The sequence below is a fragment of the Streptomyces sp. NPDC087844 genome (assembly GCF_044742785.1).
Classification (GTDB): Bacteria; Actinomycetota; Actinomycetes; order Streptomycetales; family Streptomycetaceae; genus Streptomyces.
Genome location: NZ_JBIUVD010000009.1, coordinates 278,234 through 301,387, shown reverse-complemented (window position 1 = coordinate 301,387; position 23,154 = coordinate 278,234). Strand labels below are relative to the sequence as shown.

Here is a 23,154-nt window from a genome sequence, read left to right as displayed (position 1 = left end):
TCCGACAGAGATCCGAGGGCGGAGCCCGGTGATGGTCACCGGGCTCCGCGGGTTTCATGCGGCGAGGCCACCCCTCCCGCAGGTGGGTGCCCGTCAGACCGGCAGGCGTCGCAGCGCCGGACTTCCTGGCAGGTCGTGGTCGGCCAGTCGGCCGAGGATCTGACGGTAGTCGCGCAGGACGCCGGGTGCGGCGGCAAGGACCTCGAAGACCCGCGTGACCTCGGGCGCCGGCTCCGCGCCTGTTCGGCTGCTCTCCACTGCGGCGAGCCAGCCGGCCAGCATCGCCTGCCATGCATGGCCGCCCCGCCCGGCTCCAACGAGCGTCCCCCGAACCGTCTCGATCGTCTGGTCGGCCCCGTCCCCGGTAGGTTGGCCCAAGACCCGCAGCACCTGCCAGGTATCCTTGGTCAGGGATGTGGCCCGCACGAACAACCCGTCCGGCGGCATCGGTTCGCCGAGCAGGAACATCGCGGTCGCCTGCTCGCAGCGCGCCCACGCACCGTAGAGGTGGAACTCCGCACGGTCGTAAGACGACGCGGCGTCGTCCGCGAGACGCACGGCAGCTGTGAGGTCTCCCCGCCGCCTGGCCAGGACGCTCTCGGCCAGGACCACGCTGGCTGACGCGCGGGGGTTGCAGCCGTCGGCAGCGGTGTGGCAGCGCCGGATGGCACTCTCCGCCGCGTCGGCGTCGAACAGGTCGGTGAGTGTCCAGGACAGCGTGGCCAGCCCCGCGGCCAGGCCCCACCGGTCACCGATCTCCTCGTACGCCTTCAGTGCACCCAGCAGCAGCGGAACGGCGGCGGCTGGCGTGCCGGTGACGCGTGCCAGACCGGCGAGTACGCAGTCCGCGTACGCTTCCAGGCCCCGGTCACCGATGCGGCGGGCGAGGTCGCGCGCCGCGGTGGCCCGCGTCGTGGCCTGAGCCGGCACACCGAGAAGGCTGTCGGAGACGGCGGCGTTGATCAGGGCGCCCGAGGTGAGGAACGCGGCGGTCGGGTTGGTGTCCCGCTCGGGCCTCACCAGCGACACGGCACGTTCCGCACTCGACACGGAAGCGGCGAGGAAGCCCATGGGGCGCAGGGTGTGTGTGACCTGGATCAGGCCGCGTGCGACGACCAGGAGCGTGCCGTCGCCCCTCCGTCCGGCGGCGTCCAGTGCGCGCCGGAACGTGCGCAGCGAGGCGCGCAGCCCTCCGGAGTCCCGTTGCGCCGCGCCGAGGTCGACCAGGATCGCCGGCAGTGTGCCGTGGTCGCCGCTGTTCGTGGCGGCGACCTCTGCCCTGGCCAGCCAGTCCACCGACGCGGCCGCGTCGCCCATCAGCCAGCACAGCCTGCCGAGCCGCATGGCGTTGCGGAGCCAGTCGTCTCCGACAGCGACCTCGGCCAGTGATCGCGCCAGGTCGGCTGTCGCCCGGTACTGGCCGATGTTCTCCAGCAATCCGCCGACCTCTTCGAGCACTTCGGCGGCCTGATGGTGATCGCCGCTGGTCAGCAGGTGCTCGACGGCGAACAGGATCGGCCGGACCGCCTCGATGTCCTGCGGGTCGGCGGTCGCCCTGCCGGTCCGTAGGTAGAAGTCGGCGGCCCGGCGGTGGATCAGGTCGACGGTGGCCTGCTGCTCTTCGGCGGCCTGGCGCAGCAGATACCGGCGGTCGGCCGGATGAAGCGCGACGCGCTTGGTGATGCGGTCACCGGACACGATCTGGGTACGGACGAGCCGCCGGACCAGCGACGGCACGTCGAGGCCGGGCGCGAACGGCCGCAGGATGAAGTCCACTGCGCCGATCGCCACAGGACGGCCGACCACTGCGAGCGCCAGCAGGACCCACCGGGCCGGCCGGTCGAGTCGGGCGAGGGTCTCGGCGATCAGCTCACTGAGCGACTCGTCCACGGCCGGCATGTCCAGCGCGACGAGATCATCGACGGTCAGCAGCGGGTCGTTGGCCAGCATTCCCGCTATGAGCTGCAGCGCGCGGGGCAGGCCGTGCACTGCGGTGGCCAGCCGCCGCAGCACCTCGTCTGATGAGACGGCCAGGCCGTACTCCGCCTGCGAGTCCAGCTCACGCAGCATCCGGATGGACTCGTCGTCCGGAAGTCCGGCGCGCAGTTCGACGCATCGTGTCCTGGGCAGCACAGCGGCGGGGAACTGTACCTGCTCCCGGGAGGTGACCAGGAACGACACCGGGCTGGCGACGAGCATGAGTTCGGTCAGCAGCGCGCCCAGTTCGTCCCCGCCGGTCAGGCGGCCGGTGTCGTCGAGCAGGTCCTCAAAGTTGTCCAGCAGGACGACCACGCGCCGGTCGCCGAGGGCTTCCAGCACCGACGAGACCCGGTGGTGCAGCGGCACCGTACGCGTCGACCAGGTGCGGAACAGGTCCGCAGCACCGGTGAGTTGGGCGAGCTTGAGGATGACCTCGTCGCTGGAGATGCCGGAGCTGGTGCGCGTGGAGAGAAAGACGACGCCGTCGATGTGCGGCCGCGGGCCGCTGTGGAACCAGTGCTGCGAGCGCAGCGCGTTCAGTACCCGGGCGGCCAGCGCGGTCTTCCCCATCCCGGTACGGCCGATGACGGACACCAGACCGACCGAGTCGTCTGCGAGCGCCTGGCTAATGTCGTTTGCCTCGCGTACGCGGTTGCGGAACAGGTGTTGCGGGTCGAACGGTCGGACGCCGACAGCGGGCACGAGGTCGCCCGTAGCCGTAGCCGCCCCCGGCGGGCTGCCGTTGGCCAGGACTTCGATACGGCGTTCCTGGCGCTCCCGGCGGGATGACCAGCCGCCGACGGTCGAGCGCAACTCATCGATTCGGGACTGGAACCGGCCCGGGTCGGGCGAGCAGGACTGGATCTCCTCCAGGGCGTCGGCCAGCACCGCCGGCCGGGCCGCGAACGCCGCGTCGGCTCTGGCGGAGGTCGCCGCGGCGACGGCGTCCTGTATTGTGCGGACCCTGGTGAAACCTCGCAGATAGCCGGGGAGTTCAATCCCTGCGTCGGCCAGGACGATGAGCGCGAGTTGCCGCACCACCGCCGCCACGACCAGTTCCCGGGTGAACTCCAGCGTGCCGGCCATGCCGTTGGTGACCAGCACCACCACCTGGGTGTCCGCGAGGTCGGCCAGGTTCGGTTCCAGTATCTCGCCTGCCGACACGAAGACCTTGCGCACGGCGAGACCCCGGACGTTCAGCTCGGCGGCGATCCGGCCTGCCAGGCCGTCGGCTGCGGTGGCCACCACCATGATCTGCCGGCCGGTGGGCGAGCGACTGCCCGCAGCTTGGTCGGCCTCGATCTCCTCCAGCCGGTTCCACGCCGAGGCCACCCGGTACAGCGGCATTGCGAGCACGGTGTCACGTGCGCCGCGCGACCCGGTGACCGCCTCAACCTGGATGCCGACCACGGCGCCGACTTCGGCGCTGACGATCGGAGCGCCGCTGTAGCCGGGCTCGGCCAGCTCCTGGCTACGGCAGCGGAAGAGCCGGAGCGCGGCGTCGTTGCGGGGGTCGAACGGGCCGATGATGTCGCCTGCGCCCGCGCTGATCGTACGGAGGGTGACGCCGTAGCCGGCACTGGTGAACGAGCCGCGCGGGGCGCGGGCCAGCGCAATGGGCAGCGCCGCGATCGTACGGCGGCCCAGGTCCACGTCCAGCACGGCGAAGTCGACGCCCTCGGCGGGCTCGTACGCGGCGATGAGGACGCGTGCCGGTAACGGTCTGTGGCCGGGGAAGGTCACCTGGAGGTCGCCGGACCCCGCGAGTAGATGGCCAGCGGTGAGGACGACACCGGTCGGCGTCGCCAGCCAACCGGTGCCGGAGACCGGGGCGTCGCCGACCGAGATCCCACAGACAGCCGTGCTCAGCAGGTCGGCGAGTTCCTGGGTGGTCATAGCCCGGCCGCATCAGCCTTCTTCCAGGTGAGTTTCGCCCGCAGCGTGTAGTTGCCCTTGACCGCCAACCACACCGGTCCGCCCTGCGCCGACAGCCCCAGGCACACCTCGGCCTCCACCTCCGCAGGACGGTGCTCGGCCGGGATAGTCACCAGTTCACGGCCGACCTCACCGGCGATGTGCGAAAGCAGCGTGGCCAGTTCACCGACCGCGTCGTTGAACTGGTCCCGGATGCCGGTCGGTGATGTCATCCGCTCTTCGCCGGTGGCTTGCGGCGGCAGTGGCGAAAGCGGGCCGTCCAACTCCACGACCTCCACCTCGTACGGCCGGCCCCGTTCGGGCTGTGACGCCATTACACCCATCGTCAGCACCTCACTCATGGCTCATGGCGATCGACGGTTTCCACCGTCACGAATGCCGGGATGCGGGCCGGCCGCCGGCGGTCCAGCCGCCAGTATCCCGGCGCGTACTCGCGGAAGCCGGCCATCGCGTACAGGCCGTGGCACGGCTCGTTGAGCCGGGTCCGGACCAGCCGTGCCTCGATCGGGGTCCCGTGCTCGGTAATCACGAGGTCCAACAACACGCCTTCCGCGCCGTAGCCCATCGCACGACAGCTCAGGACGAACGACTCGATCGACCGGCGTTCGCGGTGCACGACCACCGCCGCGACCAGGCCGAAGTCACCCATCCGGTCCCGCAGCCAGGCCACGTGCACGACCTGCTCCGCGCCGGGGTCCGCCATACGCGACAGCGCCTCCTTCGGGATCGACGTACCGGTGGTGTTGAACTGGTGGGTACGCCGCAGGAGTTCCTGGGTGCGGGGCACGTCGGCCAGTCGCATGGGCCGGCTGGAGAGCCTCAGTTCCAAGGAGGCCATCGCGGTCGCCGTAGCCTGCGCTCCGGCTTGGAGCGACACAAGGTCCTTGCGGCGCAGGGCAGTTCGGTAGCGCTTTGCGCGACGGGCGCCGTCGCTCGTGACGGCGGCTAGGTCCGCGGCGTGCGACAGCCTGCGCCACACGTCGCGGTCGCTGCCGTCGAGGACCGTCAGATCGGGGAACGCGGCGGCCAGTACGGCACGTTCGCTCGCGTCGTCGTCGAGGACGCCGGCGTACTCCGGCCGGATGTTCAACTTCTCCAGTGACTCGGCCAGGGCTATGGGTTTGGCTTCCCAGCCGCGCCTGACCAGGACGAAGTCCTCCGGGACCAGGTCCGTCTCTGCCCAGCGAACGGAATCAGGAGTGCCTTTGCTGAGCCCGATCAGAACAGTGCCCTGGCGGGCGAGGCGCCGCAGCAGCGTCTGCCTGTCGCGGTGCTGTGTGACCGCGCCCTCCGCCATCACACCGGACCACAAGGTGCCGTCGAAGTCGACGGCCAGCGCGCGTAGTTGGATCATCGTGGCCGCGGCTTCGACGATCTCGGCGTAGGAACCGGCGATTTCGCGACTTAGTCGGCTGGCGTGGTAAAGCGCGTCCGGAAGACCGACTCCCGCCGCAGCGGGCCCGGACGCCTCCCGCAGGCCGACCCGCTCGACGACGTCGGTCTCGTCGATGAGCAGCACTCCCGGCCACGCAGTCATGCGTTCCTTCAGCGCTGCATTCAGCGTGTCAATCGCGGACCGCCGGGCCGGCGTCAGCGGCGGCAAACTGGTGATGCTGGCACGCTCGGAGCCCACTGGGGCACCGCAGGCGTTGTGCAGCAGGATCGGCGCGTCGGACCAGAGCCGGATTTCGCCGACCACGTGGCCGACCACGTCCACCACCGCATCGACAGCGGCGGTAGGTGGGGGGCGTTCGGACGCCTCGGCGAGAAGCTGCCGGAAAACGGGCAGCGCGTCGTAGGTGAAGGGGCTGAATCCGATCAGCCCCACCGGGTGGTCAGCAGCGAATTCGCGGGCTGCGGCGAGGTGGAGGGGTGCGCTGAGCGCGCCGCTGAAGTAGTGGTGGTAGCCATGGAGGTCGATGCCCCTGCGGCGTAGCGTGTCCGCTAGGAAACACCGGACCCCGTTCATCAGGCAGTCGCCGAGCAGCAGCATGTCGTAGCGCAGTCCCGGCGGCGCGAGCAACGGTTCGTGTAGGCGGTCGAGCAGGTCGAGCAGGTCGAGCAGGTCGAGTACAGGGCACGCGCCGAGTTGGCGGCTGATCGCCGCGCGCTGTCCGGCCGCTAATTCGGCCACGCCGAATCCGAATAAGTTGCCGCTGCCCGGGTCGAGGGGATGCCCCAGCTGCAGGGGGTATCGCTGAAACTCGTCCCGATAAATGGCGACGAGTTCCGGCGAAGGCTTTTCAATTAACCGGGCGACAAGGTCCAGCATCGCTGGCAGATAGCGGTCGGTGAACTCCACGCGAACCAGTCCGTCCGCATTGGGGCCGTGCGCATCGACGTTCATATGCGCGGCCCAGTCCTGAGCTATCGATCGGTTGTTCTGACGCAGCGACGTGGCAAGCAGGGTTTCGCTAGGCGGCATGACACCTTCCCGTGCTCGGACCGCGGCCGATGTGGCTCATGATGGCGTATCCGCGTGCACACACGCAATGGTGCGACGCGCCTCCGCCGTGGATCTTCACGGCGAGTGAGTACCGGCGACAGGACACGATCATTTCGGTCGACGCGGCCGGAACTCGCCGATTCCGCGATCCCTCGCGTATGTACTGATGGACACCGCGCGGCGGCCTCAGGCAAGGTTGTACCTCACGTCAGGGAAGGTTCGATTATGTGATCATGACCAGCGGCTGGAGGCTCGCTGTGCGTCAGGCCGAACCACATGAACTCATCCGGTACGTTCAGTTGGAAACCGGGACCGCCTGCAATTACCGCTGCCGATACTGCCCCGTGGCCTACCATCCCCGCAGTGGCGGATTCCTTCCGCTGGAGGTCATCGAGACCCTCGCCGCCGAGCTGTCCGGACTGCCGGCACTTGAGCAAATCTACCTCAACGGATACGACGAGCCGACCACGAATCCACAACTGGCCAGGATTTTCGAACTGCTGTCGCCGCTGTCGGCCAGGATTACACTGCTGACCAACGGCACCCGGCTGACGCGGAAACTCGCCGAACGTATTGTTGACTCCGGGGTCGATGTCGAGTTCGACGTACATCTCTCGGCGGCAGATCCCGTCGAGTTCAAGCGCATCCATCAAAGTCCGCTCTACTCGACGGTAATGCGGAATCTTGAAGATCTCGCGGCCTCCCCGGTCGCCCGTCGAACGGAAATGCACATCAGCATGCAGGGCCGGGACGCACCGGGTGACAATGCGGCCTTCGCCGCAATTCAGGAGAAGTTCGCGGACACTCCATTTCTTATCCATCGGTACGAACCGAACGATCGTGCGGGGTCGCTGGAGAACGAGTACGGCGAGGAAATACATCACGAATCACTGCACGGCTGTGGATTACAGAATCGGACACTGGAGTGGCTGCACATCAATGCCACCGGAATCGCCGTCCTGTGCTGCCAGGACTACTTCGAGCAGTATCCAATCGGTCGAGTGCCCGACTCCAATCTGATGCAGCTCGTCGCTTCGCCGGACCGGCTCCGCTACCATTCCTGGACGATGGGCGAGGAGGTTGCACCGAAGGACTACTTATGCCGACGGTGCGCGCACGCCAAGGGCGGCAAGGCGATCTGAGATGAATTCCGGGAGTTCAGCGGGATGTCCGGACTTCGAGACCGTCCACCGCGCGCTCAGGAATCGAACCGCAGACCCGGGCGGCAGCTATATGGTGCCGGCGTTCCTCCGCGACGGTGCGAGCAATGATACGGAACTGGTTGACGTAAGGGATCCGTTCGCGTTCTTCGCCAGTCTGTTCGACAGGATCCTGGCCGAGAACCGACCTGGTGGTGCTCGGCAGGGAATCCACCGTGCGGACCGTATCTATCAGAGCTTCCCTCGCACCTTCGCCGGCCTGAACGGGCGCATCGGGACCGCGCTCACCCAGATCGCCTTCCTTCCCTTCCTTCGGGACCGGCTCGGCATCAGCATCTTCGTGTGCCTCCCCGTCGGCCGAATCGGCCGCACCCATCGAAAAGGGGCACGAGGCTCCCCTTTCGCTGTCAGTGATCCGTTCGACATCGATCCGTCCCTCGGCGATTCGCTCCTCCCCGAGGTCCCAGCCGTCGTTCAGTACCGGGCTCTGATCCAGGCTTGCGCCCTGCTCGGGATTCGCGCGGGCTCGATTGTTCCGATGTCTACTCTCGCGATCGACAGTCCGCTGTTCGAGGCGATCCCGGAACTGGGGTTCTGGTGGCGGGCAGAACCCGGAGAGCTCGTTCACTGCGCGCCCCCTGCGCAGGGGGCGTCACTGCAACCTGATGTGTCCGCCCCGGATATCGACACGCGAACAGCCGGCCGGTTCGTGTTGGCGCCCGATGCGAAAGTCCTGAGCACCGTCGAGAAGGTGACCGGGCAGTACTACATCGTTCAGGACGCCGCGGCCGACGGCATGGTCGTGACACTGGCCAACGCCTTTCCGGATGTACTCGCAGGTGACGCCACCACCTATACGTGGAGCGATGTCGCTGCCGTCCGCTACGGCCGCAGCGCGATTCCACCGCCGGCAGGACGGCGGGACGCAGCGGCGTGCGACCCGAAACAGCCGGCCTGGGACCTGATGCCGGCCCTGCTTGCATGGCGCCATCAGGAGCTCGGTGAGCGGGTCTTTCTCATCGACGTGGGCCCGAGCGTCCCCCCGGAACTCCTCCGCCGAGCCCGCGACCTTGCCGGGACCTGGCGTCCGGATTTCGCCCGGCGACTCGGCTGCCTCGGGGCCGGGCAGTTGTCGGCGGTCGACGCCAAGGATCTCCTGCGGGATCTGCGTCGAGCGACCGCCGCGGGGGCCGCCGGCGCCGCTGATGACATGACCTTCATCAGCGAGGAGCTGTGGGAATTCGACCTTCCTGACGCCGAGTTCAACGCGGAGTTCGACGCAGTGTGCGGACCACTGGTCTACTGCGTCAGCGCACACACCCACAACATCCCCCTCTTGGCGGAATCCCTGGCCCACCACCTCACCCTCCTCCAGGACCGCTCCGGCGGACACCCCTTCCTCGCTGGCGTGGGAAACCACGACACGATGCCCGCCCTGCCGTGGGCCGCAGCCCTCCTGCGGGTCGTCTACGAGTTCCTGCCGGGTGCGGTGCCGCTCGTTTTCAGCGGCACCGAATGGGGGTCGAACGTCGTCATCAACAAGGAGTTCGGCTTCGACACGACTCCGGAGCTGCTGCGCAGGCGCGAACTCCTGGGCGACCACGCCCTGGCCCTGTTCAACGACATCCCGTTCGACTGGCAGGACATCCCGCCTGAGAAACACCGAACCGAGGCTACGGACCACTTGCTGGCCGTCTCGCGCCACCTCGGTGACCTGGCCGACTGGGACTACACGACATATTTCCCCGACCCGGACCTGGCCCCCGACTGCTTCGGCTACATCCGCTCTTCCCTCAATTCACCCACCAGCCGGCTCATCGTGCTCACGAACTGGTCACCCGCCGAGACCGCTATTCGATGGACGGCACCCCCCGCGCGTGCGATTCTCAACATCCCGTACGCCTGGGCACCCCCTCTCTTCCGTACGGGCGAGACGGTCGTACTGCCCGCGAGGTCGGCCGTCGTGGCACTGGCCGGCCGGGACACCTGACAACGGGCTGACCCCGGCCGATAGGTCTCGGCCCGGAGTCCGAAAGGCGGTCGACAGCGTCGGCTCCCGTCACCCCGCCCTAATGGGAGCTGCCGGGGCGGAGAGACTTGGTGCCGTAGCCGCCAGCAGGTGAGCACTCACCAGCCCGGAAGCATCCGACTTCTGTGGTCAGACCGTGCCCCTACTGGTCGGCCGGAAGGCCAGACCGCTGATGGGGTGGCGTGCCCGCCGAGCAGAGCGTGAGCACTGGATCCAATAGGGAGCGTGCCGCGTCTTCCGCAGGCTGCACGACGAGTGCTACCTGACCGGGAGGGTGAGTTGCTTCTGATCGGCGACGCCTGGGCCGAGGACCACTACGATGTCGAGGTCCAGGGCGAGAGCGGCCGCAAGCGGGCAGTCGCGAGACTGCCCGAGGGCGTGGAGGGTATCGCCAAGCTCCACGAACTCGTGGCGAAGTACGGCGGTGACGACCCCGGCCCGGGCGAGGTGATCGTCGGCATTGAGACCGACCGTGGCCCCCTGGGTACAGGCCCTGATCGCCTCCGGCTACCAGGTGTGCGCGATCAACCCGCGGCAGGCCGCGCGGTTGAAGGAGCGGTACGGCACCTCCGGCGCCAAGAGCGACGCCCACGCGCTCGCCGACATGATCCGCATCGACCGCGCCCAACCGCGTCCCGTCGCGGACGACAGCGACCAGGCCTAGGCCGTCAAGGTCGTCGCCCGCGCCCACCAGACCTTCATTTGGGAACGCACCCGCGCCTTCCAACGGCTGCGCAACACCCTGCGCGAGTACTTCCCCGCCGCCTTGAACGCCTACGCGGACTTGGAGCTGACCAGCACAGACGCACTGGAACTGCTGATCAAGGCAGCATCCCCGCAGATCACCGCCGTCCTGGCCCGGCACCGCCCGCACAACCGGAGGGCGAAGGCCGCTATGAGTCAGACCGCGCTGCGCGAGCAGCACCTTGGCCTGCCCGAGCCGGTCGCGGCCGCTTACGCGGCCACCACCACCGCCCACGCGAAGCTGCTGATCAGTACCTCCCGAACACCGGGGGAACCTCAGGTTCGAATCCTGACGTTTTAAGGCGGCTGGCCAATCCTGGCTCATGACCAGGTGAGGGTCGCTGCACTCCATGTGCGGTTGGCGGCATCGCCGTTGAGGAGCGAGTCTGTGAAGGCGGTGACCTGTCGGACGACGTCGGTGAAGCGTTCGGGGTAGTCGGTTGCGGCCGAGCCTTGCCGTCGGCGCCATGCGGTGTAGGAGGTCTGGCGACGGTCGCCGAGGTCGGTGATGGTGGTGCTGAGGGGTTTCAGGGTGATGCCGCGGTGTGCGGCGGTGGCGGTCAGCGCCGTGGTGAGTTCCTGGCCGTCGAGGTCGTTGAGGGTGAGCAGGCGGTAGAGGTCGCCGTAGTCGCGGTCGCGGGTGTTGAGGTCGCCGAGTGAGACGGCGGTGGAAAGCTTTTCGGCGATGACGGTGGCGAGTGGGTAGCCGAGGATCTGGAAGCTCTCCGCCGTGAGCTGTTGTGGGTAGTCGATGATTCGAGGGCCGGGGGTGACGGGGTCGCCGAAGCTGACGTCCAGTTGGAGCTTGAGCCGGGCCCGGGCGATGGAGGAGGCCATGGACAGGCGCAGACCGTGGTACTCGTCCTCCTCGCGGATGGGGACGGTCTTGAGTGTTGTGGGATCGAATACGACTCCGTCGTCGATCTCGGTGGCGGCGATGCCCGCGATCCTGTGGATGGTCTCGGTTTCGGTGCCTGGGAACGAGCGGCCGAGAATGTCGATGTCGCGGGTCATTCGACGTGCGCCGAACTGGGCAAGGAGCAGGCCGCCCTTGAGGACGAAGTGTTCCCGGCCGAGGGGCGATGCAGCCAAGCGGTAGAGGAAGCGTTCGAGGACGTACTCGACCATCATCTCGTCCGTGGACCGGCTGGTGCGGCGGGCCAGGTTGCGCAGGTCGTTGTAGACGCGGCCGGCGGTGGTGCTGCGTGCGGGGTTGGCCATCAGGCGAGCACCGCCTCAACGGCGGGGCGGATGACGGAGAGAGCACCCAACTCGCGTGCGACTTCCTGGAGTTCGCCGACGTCGCTGCGTCCGCCCCGGCGCAGGTAGCGGCCGAGCGCGGACAGGGCGAGGGTTTCGCCGATACGGCTGCGGTGGCGCATCGCGTCGACGACGCTGCGGGCGGCGTTGTACACGGGGATGGTCTCTCCCGGGGCTGCTTCGAACCGTTCGATGCCGAGGGTGAAGGTCTTCGAGGCGTACTGCGCCACCACGGTCGGCGGGTAGGAAATCGTGGGGCGGCGTGCACCGCGCGGCACGGCGATGTGTACCGCTGCGGGGATGTCGTCGATCAGCTCATGCAGGGCCAGGGCGGACTCACTGCACACGACGGCGCGAGGAGCCCGTGCGCACACGGCCAGCAGATCTGCGTGCGCGGTCTCCGGCGCGTCTGCCTGCCGGTAGACCCCTCGGGACAGTTCGTCTATCTCTCCCTCCGCGACCAAGGACGCCAGATCGCGAGGGGAGAGCAGGACCTGACGTGCCTGCGCCGTCGTGAACGTGGGGGAGAGGCCGGTCAGCCGCTGCTCCAGGCGCGAGTTCTCCGCAGCACTCATGTATCGAATGGTATCCCTCTGGAGGTTCCAGGGGATCGATTTGATACATCCTGGCGACGGCCGGCGGTCAGGGCGGATCAGAACAGTGATCGAGGATGTCACGAACCCCCAGGTCAGACTCCCATCCCTGGGGATTTCCCGGGGACTTTTCAGGGACTTTCAAGCCTGTCCCAGGGACGTTTCAGGGACTTTCCGCCGCGTAAGCAGGGAAGGCCCTGGCAGCGCTGAAAGACACGGACGCGCTGTTCAGGGCCCGTTTCCCTAGCACTCGATGATGTTCACAGCCAGCCCACCCCGCGCCGTCTCCTTGTACTTGACGGACATGTCCGCGCCCGTCTCCTTCATCGTCTTGATGACCTTGTCGAGGGACACCTTGTGGGAGCCGTCGCCGCGCATCGCCATCTTCGCCGCCGTCACCGCCTTGACCGCCGCCATGCCGTTGCGCTCGATGCAGGGGATCTGGACGAGGCCGCCCACCGGGTCGCAGGTGAGGCCGAGGTTGTGCTCCATGCCGATCTCGGCGGCGTTCTCGACCTGTTCGGGAGATCCGCCGAGCACCTCCGCCAGCGCGCCCGCCGCCATCGAGCAGGCCGAGCCGACCTCGCCCTGGCAGCCGACCTCGGCGCCCGAGATGGACGCGTTCTCCTTGAAGAGCATGCCGATGGCGCCCGCGGCGAGCAGGAAGCGTACGACGCCGTCCTCCTTCTCGGCCTCGGTGGAGGAGGCGCCCGCGACGAAGTTGACGTAGTAGTGCAGGACCGACGGGATGATGCCCGCGGCGCCGTTGGTGGGGGCGGTCACGACCCGGCCGCCCGCCGCGTTCTCCTCGTTCACCGCCATCGCGTACAGGGTGATCCACTCCATGGCGTGGGCCAGCGGGTCGCCCTCGGCGCGCAGTTGGCGGGCCGACATGGCCGCGCGGCGCCGGACGCGCAGGCCGCCGGGCAGGATGCCCTCGCGGGACATGCCGCGCGAGACGCACGCCTGCATCACCCGCCAGATGGCGAGGAGCCCCTCGCGGATCTCCTCCTCGGTGCGCCAGGCCCGCTCGTTCTCCAGCATCATCGCGGAGATGGACAGGCCCGTCTCCTTCGCCAGCCGCAGCAGCTCGTCGCCCGTGCGGAAGGGGTACTTCAGGACCGTGTCGTCCAGCTTGATGCGGTCCGCGCCGACCGCGTCCTCGTCGACGACGAAGCCGCCGCCCACCGAGTAGTACGTCTTCGACAGCACCTCGGCGCCCGAGGCGTCGTACGCCCACAGGGTCATGCCGTTCGCGTGGTACGGCAGTGTCTTGCGGCGGTGCAGCACCAGGTCGTCGTCGAAGGAGAAGTCGATCTCGTGTTCGCCGAGCAGGTCGAGGCGGCCCGACGACCTGATCTTCTCGACCCGGTCGTCGGCGCCCTCGACGTCCACCGTGCGGGGCGAGGCGCCCTCCAGGCCGAGCAGCACCGCCTTGGGGGTCCCGTGGCCGTGGCCGGTCGCGCCCAGTGAGCCGTACAGCTCGGCGCGGACCGCGGCGACGGGGGCCAGCAGGTCCTCGTTGCGCAGGCGGTGCGCGAACATGCGCGCCGCGCGCATCGGGCCGACCGTGTGGGAGCTGGACGGGCCGATGCCGATCGAGAACAGGTCGAAGACCGAGATGGCCACGGGAACTCCTCAAAACGGGGTGAAGCGGGGTGGAGCGGGATGGAGCGGGATGAGCGGAAGGGGTACCGCGCACCTTCCAGTGTGCGCGGTACCCCGTGAAGCCGAACTGCCTGCCAGGAATCGGAACTACTTGCCCAGACCGGGGTACAGCGGGTGCTTTTCGGCCAGGGCGGTCACGCGGGCCTTGAGCGCCGCCGCGTCGAAGACCGGCTTCAGCGTCTCGGCGATGACGTCCGCGACCTCCGTGAAGTCCTCGGCGGTGAAGCCGCGGGTGGCGAGCGCCGGCGTACCGATCCGCAGGCCGGAGGTGACCATCGGCGGACGCGGGTCGTTCGGGACGGCGTTGCGGTTGACCGTGATGCCGACCTCGTGGAGCCGGTCCTCGGCCTGCTGTCCGTCCAGCTCGGACTCGCGCAGGTCGACCAGGATCAGGTGCACGTCCGTGCCGCCGGAGAGCACGTTCACCCCGGCCTCGCGGGCGTCGGCCGCCGTCAGCCGCTCGGCGAGGATCCGCGCGCCGTCGATGGTACGGATCTGGCGCTCCTTGAACTCCTCCGTGGCGGCGACCTTGAAGGAGACCGCCTTGGCCGCGATCACGTGCTCCAGGGGACCGCCCTGGAAGCCCGGGAAGACGGACGAGTTCAGCTTCTTCGCGAAGGCCTTCCTGGCGAGGATGATCCCGCCGCGGGGCCCGCCCAGCGTCTTGTGGGTGGTGGAGGTGACCACGTCCGCGTACTCCACCGGGTTCGGGTGGAGGCCGGCCGCGACCAGGCCCGCGAAGTGCGCCATGTCGACCCACAGGTAGGCCTCGACCTCGTCCGCGATCCGGCGGAACTCGGCGAAGTCCAGCTGCCGGGGGTACGCCGACCAGCCCGCGATGATGACCTTGGGGCGGTGCTCCTTGGCGAGCCGCTCGACCTCGGCCATGTCGACCAGGCCGGCGTCGTCCACGTGGTACGCGACCACGTTGAACTGCTTGCCGGAGAAGTTCAGCCGCATCCCGTGGGTCAGGTGACCGCCGTGGGCGAGGTCCAGGCCGAGGATGGTGTCGCCGGGCTGGGCCAGCGCGAAGAGCGCGGCCTGGTTGGCGGAGGCGCCCGAGTGCGGCTGCACGTTGGCGTACTCGGCGCCGAACAGCTCCTTGACCCGGTCGATCGCGATCTGCTCGGCGACGTCGACGTGCTCGCAGCCGCCGTAGTAGCGGCGGCCGGGGTAGCCCTCGGCGTACTTGTTGGTGAGGACCGAGCCCTGGGCCTCCATGACCGCGACCGGGGCGAAGTTCTCCGAGGCGATCATCTCAAGGGTGGACTGCTGACGGTTCAGCTCGGCGTCGAGGGCGGCGGCGACGTCCGGGTCGAGTTCGTGCAGGGGCGTGTTCAGAAGCGACATCGGTCAGGGGTCCTTAGCGAGGAGCCGGAATCAGGAGCCGGAGAATTCGGTGTACTCGTCGGCGGAGAGCAGGTCCTTCGGCTCGTCCGCGACCCGTACCTTGAAGAGCCAGCCACCCTCGAAGGGAGCGGTGTTCACCAGCGCGGGGTCGTCCACGACGTCCTGGTTGATCTCGGTGATCTCACCGCTGACGGGCGAGTACAGGTCGCTCACCGACTTGGTCGACTCCAGCTCGCCGCAGGTCTCGCCCGCGGTCACCGCGGCACCGACCTCCGGGAGCTGGACGTACACCACGTCGCCGAGCGCGTTGGCCGCGTGCTCCGTGATGCCGACCGTCGAGACGCCGTCCTCGGCGCCCGACAGCCACTCGTGCTCCTTGCTGTAGCGCAGCTCTTGGGGGTTGCTCATGGCCTGAATTCTCCTGTACGCGGGGGAGTGCTGATGCAGGGGGAGTACGGGTGAGCTGGGCGGATGTGCCCAGAGTCACTTCCTACGGCCGGTGTTCGCCGACCGGTATCACTTCTGGCGCCTGTAGAACGGCAGGGCCACGACCTCGTACGGCTCGTGACTGCCCCGGATGTCCACGCCGACCCCGGTGGTGCCCGGCGCGGAGTGCTCCGCGTCGACGTACGCCATCGCGATCGGCCTGCCGAGCGTCGGCGAGGGCGCGCCGGAGGTGACCTCGCCGATCACCTTGCCGCCGGCGACGACGGGATAGCCGGCGCGCGGGACCCGGCGGCCCTCGGCGGCCAGGCCGACCAGGACGCGCGGGGGCTGCGACTCGGCGCGGGCGGCGGCGGCGGACAGCGCCTCGCGTCCCACGAAGTCGCCGTCCTTCTCGAACTTCACGACCCGGCCGAGCCCCGCGTCGAACGGTGTGAGCGAGGTGCTCAGTTCGTGTCCGTACAGCGGCATGCCCGCCTCCAGGCGCAGGGTGTCCCGGCAGGAGAGCCCGCAGGGGGCGAGGCCGGCCGCGGCTCCCGCGTCGGTCAGCGCCCGCCACAGCTTCTCGGCGTCGGCCGGTGCCACGAACAGCTCGAAGCCGTCCTCGCCGGTGTAGCCGGTGCGCGCGATCAGGGCCGGGACGCCCGCGACCGTGCCGGGCAGGCCCGCGTAGTACTTCAGGCCGTCCAGGTCGGCGTCGGTGAGGGACTTCAGGATGCCGGGGGACTCGGGGCCCTGCACGGCGAGCAGGGCGTACGCGTCCCGGTCGTCGCGCACCTCGGCGTCGAAGCCCTCGGCGCGCTCCGCGAGGGCGTCCAGGACCACCTGGGCGTTGGAGGCGTTCGCCACGACCATGTACTCGGTGTCGGCGAGGCGGTAGACGATCAGGTCGTCGAGGATGCCGCCGTCGGCCCCGCAGATCATCGTGTAGCGGGCGCGGCCGGTCTTCACACCGCCGATGTTGCCGACCAGCGCGTAGTCGAGCAGCGCGGCGGCCCGCGGCCCGCTCACCGTGATCTCGCCCATGTGCGAGAGGTCGAAGAGACCGGCCCGGGTCCGGACGGCGACGTGCTCGTCGCGCTCGGAGCCGTACCGCAGGGGCATGTCCCAGCCCGCGAAGTCGGTCATCGTGGCGCCCAGCGAGCGATGCAGGGCGTCGAGCGCCGTGCGGCGCGGTTCAACAGGGGTGTTGCTGCTCATCGGCGGGGCTCCCAAGGCATGACGGCGAGGTCGTTCCTCCCCATCTGTCATCGGAACCTGAGAGGTTCGCCGTGACCACCGCCGAAGGCGGGGGGCACTGACTTGCACCTTGGGTGGGGCCGACGCCCTGACGGTCAGGGGGCGGCCCGCTTTTCAGATGTGCCTCGTCCACGCGGTAACGGGGGCCTGAGAGATTCAAGGGAGGGACTTGCTCCTTCGGCGCCCGGGCACTCGTACACCTGCGTGTACATGTTCCCGGAACTCTCCCGCGCGGATTCAAGCGGCCGGTATGCAGTTGGCGGGCACATCATTGCACGGCCCCGGCTCCGGCAGGGGGCCGCACGGTGTCCGGACGGGTGGCCAGGGAGTTCACAGTGATCTGTGACGGGGCTGTGGCAGGACAAGAACAGAAACGGGGGGACCAGCGCATTACCTTTTCTTTACACTCGATGGAGATGGGTCCGCCGACCCCATGGGGAGGACGATCAGGGTGAACAGGACCACGGCGTACGCGACCGGCACGGGCATCGCGCTGCCCAAGCAGCCACCCGCTCCGGCCAGGGAGGCGTGCGACCCGTTGGTGACGCCAGTCGTCCGCGATCTCCGGGCGCGCTCGGGGCACAGCCCGCACGGCCTGCGCTTCGGCGCGGCCGATCTGGTGGTGGTCACGGGTCTGCCGGGCAGCGGCAAATCGACCCTGATGCGCCGGGCGGTGACCGGCCGCCGCATCGACTCCCAGGACACCCGCGACCGCTGGGACGAGCGCCTGGCCCGTTTCCTGCCGTACGCGGTCTACCGGCCCCTCGTGCGCGCCGCGCACTACGCGGGACTGCGCCGGGCCCTGCGCTCCGGAGAGGGCGTCGTCGTGCACGACTGCGGTACGCAGGCCTGGGTGCGCGACTGGCTCGCCCGGGACGCCCGGCGCCGCGGCGGCACCCTGCACCTGCTGCTCCTCGACGTCGATCCCGGCACGGCCCTCGACGGCCAGCGCGAGCGCGGCCGGGGCGTCTCGCGGTACGCGTTCGCGCGCCACCGCGGCGCGGTCGCCCGGCTGCTGCGCTCGGTGGAGAAGGGCGACCTCCCGGAGGGCTGCGGTTCCGCGGTGCTCGTCGACCGTGCCGCCGCGGACGTACTGCGCCGCATCGATTTCGGCGACTGAGGACGACTAACCTCGTCAACCGCACACGGCGGTTGGAGCAGGCGGTGGAGATGGACTTCCAGGCACAGGACATTCCGGGACACGCGCACCCTCACACGGGCTGGCCCGGCAACGAGTTGGAGGAGGTGCTCGCCGCCTCCCTGGGGCTCCCTCCGTCGCCCTCGGCGGGGGCCCGGATCGTGGAGACCCTCGGGCGCAGCTTCATCTGGGTGCCGCTGCCCGAGGGGGGCGGCCCGCACAGCGGGCCGCTCGACCTGCCCACGATCGAGCTGGCCGGGCAGGTGTACGTGCCGGTCTTCACCTCGGAGCAGCAGTTCCGCCAGGTCGTCGGCGACCACATGGCGTACACCGTGGCGCCCGCCGTGGAGTTCGCGCGAGGTCTGCCGCCCCAGGCCGGCATCGTGCTGAACCCGGACGGCACGGTCGGGATACCGCTGCCCCCGCCCGCCGTCGCCGAGCTGTGCCGGGCCGGCCGGACCGAACTGGACGGGTCCGCGAGCGGCGGCCGGGTCCGGCTGTTCCAGCCCGACTGGCAGGACGACCCGGTGGACTTCCTGGCCGCGGCCTCGGCGGAGTTCGACGCGACCGGCCCGGTGGTGAGCGCCCGGCGGTGTCTGGCGAGCATCGAGGGCGGCGACACGGTGATGTTCGTCGGCGTGGAGGTGGCCCACTGGGACGAGAACGCCCGCACCCTCCCCCTGGACGCCCTGGGCCGCGCCCTCGGCCGGGTCCCCCTGCCCCACCCCGTGAACCTGGTCTTCCTGGACGTGGCCCGGGACCCGGTGGGCGACTGGCTCAGGGACCAGGTCCGGCCCTTCTACACCCGGGCTTTCTAGGCGGGGCTGATTCGGGGCCGCCCGCGGGGCGCGCCCCGCCGCACACAACCCGCACCCGAGGCATCACACACGGTCCCGTGCTCAGAACACCAAACGCGGCGGAGCGCAACGGCGCTGTCGGGATCGCCACTTAAGCTGGTTTCATGGCTCGGTCGGAGTGGTGCGATGTTCAAGCGAACGGGGCACTTCGTCGAATGGGGCCGGTATGTCAGTGATGTCGCGAAGGGGCGGTAGAAGGTGAGCGCGTCGGGCACGGCCGCGGCCGGGCAGGTCGAGCACATGCTGCGCCAAGTGACGCCCGGGCGTTACGACGCCTACGAGGCGCTCCTGCGCGCACTCGCGACCCCGCCGTCCGGTCAGGTGTGGATGCTGCTCTGGCACGGCCAGTCGGGCTCGCCCGACGCCCAGTACGGGAACATGGAGGTCGACGGCTTCGGCTACGCGCCCTGTGTGACCTCCGCCCAGGAGCTCTCGGCCAGCGGCTGGAACCGTTCGTACGAGGTGGTCGACGGACTCGACGTCGCCCGCACCCTCTACCCCGACCACTACGGCCTCTGGCTGAACCCGCACGCGCCGGGCGGCGGCGTCGGCATCCCCTGGCTCGATCTGCGGCGTATCGCCACCGGCCTTGAGCGGCAGCCCTCGGGCCCGCTGCGGCTGTCCGAACCGGGCATCGAGATCCCGCAGTTCTACGCCCTGCTCACCCAGAACGCGCACCGGACGGCCGCCGTCCGCTCGCTGCGCCGCGCCTGGGTGCAGCCCGCGCTCGGAGCCCCGTACCTCGCCATCGGGCTCGATGTGTACGACACCAGCCCGCCGGCCGTGGACTCGGTGCGGGCGATGATGCAGCAGTCGATCGGCGCGGTGCCGGACGGGCTGCCGGTGTCGACCGTCGCGATGTCCGACGCGTACGACCCGGTGGCTCTGTGGCTGCGCGCCAACGCGCGGCCGTTCTACGACCGGGAGGCGCACGCGGCTCCCGTCCAGGCGCCGGCGGCGGGCGGTTACGGGTTCCCCGGCGCTTACTGAGATGATCTGGACGAACGCGCTCCATCCAGCCGGGTGGGCGTGATCCGTCAGGCGGAGTCCACCCAGTGGAGCATCTGCCCTCGCACCCGTACCCCCGCTGGGCGGAATGTCCCGATCTACGCGGGTAAATGGGATGCGAGGCACCTTTCGCCCCAAGTGTCATGTGTCCGACCCCCGTTACCCGGCGTTCGGATAACGGAACCCTCCTGACGGCATCACGGTTGCGCATCCATTCGCCTTCAAGTCTGGCTTCAGATCACTGCGGCGTTGAAGACTCCCGGTCCAGGGGGTTTAAACCTCCTGATGTGTACGACGGACTGATCACGCCGCTACAGCGGCAAGCGTGGGCCGGCTACCGCCGGTTGAGAGGGGTCCCTGCCACGATGACGGCACCATTGCACGAGCCGACGGCCGAAGCCGCACCGAGCGCGGCCGAAGAGGCGGCGCTCGTTGCCGGCTCCGCCGAGGCGAAGGCGGTACAAGGACGTTCCCTCGGCCGCATCGCCTGGGAGCGCCTGAAGCGCGACAAGCTGGCCCTGGCGGGCGGCATGGTCGTGCTCGTGCTGATCCTGATCGCGCTGCTCGCGCCCCTGATCACCAACTTGGTCGGCCAGGACCCCGAGGCACACCACGAGGACCTGATCGACCCGCTCTTCTCGACCCCGACCGGATCCTTCGGCGGTATCAGCGGGGACCACCTCCTGGGTGTCGAACCCGTCAGCGGCCGCGACATCTTCGCCCGCATCGTCTACGGAGCCCGGATCTCCCTGCTGGTCGGCTTCCTGTCGGCCCTGGTCGCAGTGGTGCTCGGCACGATCCTCGGCGTACTCGCCGGCTTCTTCGGCGGCTGGATCGACGCGGCGGTCAGCCGGGTCATGGACGGCCTGCTGGCCTTCCCGCAGCTGCTCTTCATCATCGCGCTGGTCTCGGTCATGCCGAACGAGATGCTGGGCCTGACCGGCACGGGCGTACGCCTGTTCGTGATGATCCTGGTGATCGGCTTCTTCGGCTGGCCCTACGTCGGCCGCGTGGTCCGCGGCCAGACGCTCTCCCTGCGCGAACGCGAGTACGTGGAAGCCGCGCGCAGCCTCGGAGCCGGGCGGTTCTACATCCTGTTCAAGGAGCTGCTGCCCAACCTGGTCGCTCCGATCATCGTCTACACGACGATGATGATCCCGACCAACATCCTCACCGAGGCGGCGCTCAGCTTCCTGGGCGTCGGCGTCAAGCCGCCCACCGCCTCGTGGGGACAGATGCTCTCCTCCGCGATCGACTACTACGAGTCGGACCCCATGTACATGGTGATCCCGGGTGTAGCGATCTTCATCACCGTGCTCTCCTTCAATCTCTTCGGCGACGGCGTGCGTGACGCGCTCGACCCGAAGGGCTCCCGCTGAACTGCCGTACCCCCAAGGGACCCGTCATCTGTCGACGGGCCGCTACATATCGGAGGATCCGAGTGAGTACCCAACGCACCACAGGGCGGCGCAAGCAGGCCGTGGCCGCCGCAGCCGTGGTCGCTGCACTGCTGTCCACGGCGGCGTGCGGCGGCGGCAACGACGACGACGGGGGCGGTTCGAAGAGCGGCGCGGCCGGCTTCGACGCCGCGAACAACAAGGTCGCCCAGGCCTCCCTCGCCAAGAAGGGCGGCACGCTGAAGTTCGCGAGCGCCCAGGACGCCGACTCGTGGGACACCACGCGTGGTTACTACGGCATGATGTGGAACTTCAGCCGGTACTACAGCCGCCAGCTGGTGACGAACAAGGCCGCGGCCGGTGCCACGGGCGCCGAGGTCACGCCGGACCTCGCCGAGAACACGGCGAAGATCTCGGACGACGGCAAGACCTACACGTACACGCTGCGTGACGGGATCACCTGGGAGGATGGCAAGGCCATCACCTCCAAGGACGTCAAGTACGGCATCGAGCGGGCGTGGGCGCAGGACGTGCTCTCCGGCGGCCCGATCTACCTTCAGCAGGTCCTCGACCCGAAGAAGGAGTACGAGGGCCCGTACAAGGACAAGTCCGCGGACAAGCTCGGTCTGAAGGCGATCCAGACGCCGGACGACAAGACGATCGTCTTCAAGCTGCCCGCGGCGAACTCGGACTTCGAGGAGATGCTCGCGCTGACCTCCGCGTCCCCGGTCCGCCAGGACAAGGACACCAAGTCCAAGTACGGCCTGAAGCCGTTCTCGTCCGGCCCGTACAAGTTCCAGTCGTACACGCCGGGCAAGGGCATCGAGCTGGTCCGCAACACCGAGTGGAAGCAGGACTCGGACCCGGTCCGCAAGGCGTACCCGGACAAGATCACGGTCGACTTCTTCACCAACGCCAACGACATGGACCAGCGCCTGATCAAGGGCGACTACGACCTGGACCTCGCCCAGACCGGTCTGTCCCCGCAGGGCCGCGCCACCGCCCTGAAGCAGCACAAGGAGAACCTGGACAACCCGGTCTCCGGCTACGTCCGCTACGCGGTCTTCCCGCAGAGCGTCAAGCCGTTCGACAACGAGCACTGCCGCAAGGCCGTGATCTACGGTGCCGACCACGAGTCGCTGCAGACCGCTCGTGGCGGCCCGCAGGCCGGTGGTGACATCGGTACCAACATGCTGCCGCCGTCGGTCCCGGGCTCCGAGGGTCAGAAGTACGACCCGTACGAGTCGGCGACGACGAACAAGAACGGCAACGTCGCCAAGGCCAAGGAAGAGCTCAAGGCCTGCGGCAAGCCGAACGGCTTCAAGACCACCATCGCGGTGCGTAACAACAAGCCGGTCGAGGTGGCCACCGCCGAGTCCCTCCAGGCGTCGCTGAAGAAGGTCGGCATCACCGTCGACATCGAGCAGTTCGACGGTGCCCAGACCACCGGCATCATCGGTAGCCCCGCGAACGTGAAGAAGAAGGGCTACGGCATCATCATCATGGGCTGGGGCCCGGACTTCCCGTCCGTCCAGGGCTACGGTCTGCCCCTGTGGAGCAGCAACTACATCCTTGAGAGCGGCAACAACAACTTCGCCCTGATCAAGGACAAGACGATCGACGGCCTCTTCGACAGCTACACGAAGGAGCTCGACGACACGAAGAAGGCCGCGATCTCCACGGAGATCAACCACAAGGTCATGGAGGGCGGTTACTACCTGCCCTTCGTCTTCGAGAAGTTCATCAACTGGCGCTCCAGCCGTCTGGCGAACGTCTACACGACCGACGGCTACAGCGGTCAGTACGACTTCGTCAACCTCGGCCTGAAGAAGTAACACCGACCGGCGCACCCGCCATACGGCACGAAAGGCAGGTGAAGGCCGGCGCGGCGTGACCCGCGGGCCAC

General features: G+C 68.8%; 19 protein-coding genes and 1 riboswitch. Of the genes, 9 read left to right on the top strand and 10 right to left on the bottom strand.

The features are described 5' to 3' along the window. Nucleotides 1–93: 93 nt before the first annotated feature. The 3 genes from ACIOKD_RS20355 to ACIOKD_RS20345 form a co-directional block, all read right to left on the bottom strand. Nucleotides 94–3,876 carry a trypsin-like peptidase domain-containing protein gene (locus tag ACIOKD_RS20355; RefSeq protein WP_402085642.1) on the bottom strand — a complete coding sequence of 1,261 codons (3,783 nt, stop codon included), beginning with the start codon at nt 3,874–3,876 and terminating at the stop codon, nt 94–96. Beyond that, the gene (locus ACIOKD_RS20350; protein WP_402085639.1) at nt 3,873–4,184 is read right to left on the bottom strand and encodes a hypothetical protein; all 312 of its coding nucleotides are present in this window, start codon (nt 4,182–4,184) and stop codon (nt 3,873–3,875) included. The genes ACIOKD_RS20355 and ACIOKD_RS20350 overlap by 4 nt, the downstream gene beginning before the upstream one ends. A gap of 68 nt (nt 4,185–4,252) precedes the next feature. Next, a complete protein-coding gene (locus ACIOKD_RS20345; protein ID WP_402085637.1) occupies nt 4,253–6,340 on the bottom strand; it encodes a hypothetical protein in 2,088 nt (695 codons plus the stop codon). Nucleotides 6,341–6,594: 254 nt separating this feature from the next. Between ACIOKD_RS20345 and ACIOKD_RS20340 the strand changes: the two genes are divergently transcribed. Continuing rightward, nucleotides 6,595–7,503 (top strand): radical SAM protein, encoded by a 909-nt coding sequence (locus ACIOKD_RS20340; RefSeq protein WP_402085726.1) that lies wholly within the window; start codon nt 6,595–6,597, stop codon nt 7,501–7,503. 16 nt (nt 7,504–7,519) lie between these two features. Here ACIOKD_RS20340 and ACIOKD_RS20335 read toward each other — a convergent pair whose 3' ends face one another. Further along, nucleotides 7,520–8,149: a hypothetical protein gene (locus ACIOKD_RS20335; RefSeq protein ID WP_402085634.1), complete on the bottom strand. Its 630-nt coding sequence runs from the start codon at nt 8,147–8,149 to the stop codon at nt 7,520–7,522. 123 nt (nt 8,150–8,272) lie between these two features. Between ACIOKD_RS20335 and ACIOKD_RS20330 the strand changes: the two genes are divergently transcribed. From ACIOKD_RS20330 to ACIOKD_RS20320, 3 genes are all read left to right on the top strand, one after another. Beyond that, on the top strand, nt 8,273–9,511 hold the full coding sequence (locus ACIOKD_RS20330; RefSeq protein ID WP_402085632.1) for a hypothetical protein: 1,239 nt from the start codon (nt 8,273–8,275) through the stop codon (nt 9,509–9,511). A gap of 511 nt (nt 9,512–10,022) precedes the next feature. After that, on the top strand, nt 10,023–10,214 hold the full coding sequence (locus tag ACIOKD_RS20325) for a transposase (protein ID WP_402085629.1): 192 nt from the start codon (nt 10,023–10,025) through the stop codon (nt 10,212–10,214). A 102-nt stretch (nt 10,215–10,316) separates the two neighbouring features. Then, a complete protein-coding gene (locus ACIOKD_RS20320; RefSeq protein ID WP_402085628.1) occupies nt 10,317–10,595 on the top strand; it encodes a hypothetical protein in 279 nt (92 codons plus the stop codon). Nucleotides 10,596–10,615: 20 nt separating this feature from the next. On the opposite strand, the gene ACIOKD_RS20315 is transcribed toward ACIOKD_RS20320, so the two are convergent. From ACIOKD_RS20315 to gcvT, 6 genes are all read right to left on the bottom strand, one after another. Continuing rightward, nucleotides 10,616–11,515: a nucleotidyl transferase AbiEii/AbiGii toxin family protein gene (locus ACIOKD_RS20315; RefSeq protein ID WP_402085625.1), complete on the bottom strand. Its 900-nt coding sequence runs from the start codon at nt 11,513–11,515 to the stop codon at nt 10,616–10,618. Beyond that, nucleotides 11,515–12,129: a type IV toxin-antitoxin system AbiEi family antitoxin domain-containing protein gene (locus ACIOKD_RS20310; protein WP_402085622.1), complete on the bottom strand. Its 615-nt coding sequence runs from the start codon at nt 12,127–12,129 to the stop codon at nt 11,515–11,517. Before ACIOKD_RS20310 ends, ACIOKD_RS20315 begins: the two co-directional genes overlap by 1 nt. A gap of 261 nt (nt 12,130–12,390) precedes the next feature. Continuing rightward, nucleotides 12,391–13,776 carry an L-serine ammonia-lyase gene (locus tag ACIOKD_RS20305; protein ID WP_402085619.1) on the bottom strand — a complete coding sequence of 462 codons (1,386 nt, stop codon included), beginning with the start codon at nt 13,774–13,776 and terminating at the stop codon, nt 12,391–12,393. A 126-nt stretch (nt 13,777–13,902) separates the two neighbouring features. Further along, nucleotides 13,903–15,165: a serine hydroxymethyltransferase gene (glyA, locus tag ACIOKD_RS20300; RefSeq protein ID WP_402085616.1), complete on the bottom strand. Its 1,263-nt coding sequence runs from the start codon at nt 15,163–15,165 to the stop codon at nt 13,903–13,905. 30 nt (nt 15,166–15,195) lie between these two features. Continuing rightward, a complete protein-coding gene (gene gcvH / locus ACIOKD_RS20295) occupies nt 15,196–15,573 on the bottom strand; it encodes a glycine cleavage system protein GcvH (protein WP_402085614.1) in 378 nt (125 codons plus the stop codon). Between the two features lie 108 nt (nt 15,574–15,681). Beyond that, entirely contained in the window at nt 15,682–16,809 is a 1,128-nt protein-coding gene (gene gcvT, locus ACIOKD_RS20290; RefSeq protein ID WP_402085611.1) for a glycine cleavage system aminomethyltransferase GcvT, read from the bottom strand. 163 nt (nt 16,810–16,972) lie between these two features. Then, nucleotides 16,973–17,088, bottom strand: a riboswitch (glycine riboswitch). Between the two features lie 193 nt (nt 17,089–17,281). On the opposite strand from gcvT, the gene ACIOKD_RS20285 reads away from it, so the two are divergent. The 5 genes from ACIOKD_RS20285 to ACIOKD_RS20265 all read left to right on the top strand — a co-directional run bounded on the left by ACIOKD_RS20285 (nt 17,282) and on the right by ACIOKD_RS20265 (nt 23,083). Continuing rightward, the gene (locus ACIOKD_RS20285; protein WP_398292865.1) at nt 17,282–17,968 is read left to right on the top strand and encodes an AAA family ATPase; all 687 of its coding nucleotides are present in this window, start codon (nt 17,282–17,284) and stop codon (nt 17,966–17,968) included. Between the two features lie 50 nt (nt 17,969–18,018). Beyond that, entirely contained in the window at nt 18,019–18,804 is a 786-nt protein-coding gene (locus tag ACIOKD_RS20280; protein WP_402085606.1) for an enhanced serine sensitivity protein SseB, read from the top strand. Between the two features lie 237 nt (nt 18,805–19,041). Further along, a complete protein-coding gene (locus ACIOKD_RS20275) occupies nt 19,042–19,833 on the top strand; it encodes an enhanced serine sensitivity protein SseB C-terminal domain-containing protein (protein ID WP_402085604.1) in 792 nt (263 codons plus the stop codon). A 383-nt stretch (nt 19,834–20,216) separates the two neighbouring features. Next, entirely contained in the window at nt 20,217–21,230 is a 1,014-nt protein-coding gene (locus ACIOKD_RS20270) for an ABC transporter permease (protein ID WP_402085601.1), read from the top strand. Nucleotides 21,231–21,292: 62 nt separating this feature from the next. Continuing rightward, nucleotides 21,293–23,083, top strand: coding sequence for an ABC transporter substrate-binding protein (locus ACIOKD_RS20265; protein ID WP_402085598.1), 1,791 nt, complete (start codon nt 21,293–21,295; stop codon nt 23,081–23,083). Nucleotides 23,084–23,154 lie beyond the last annotated feature (71 nt).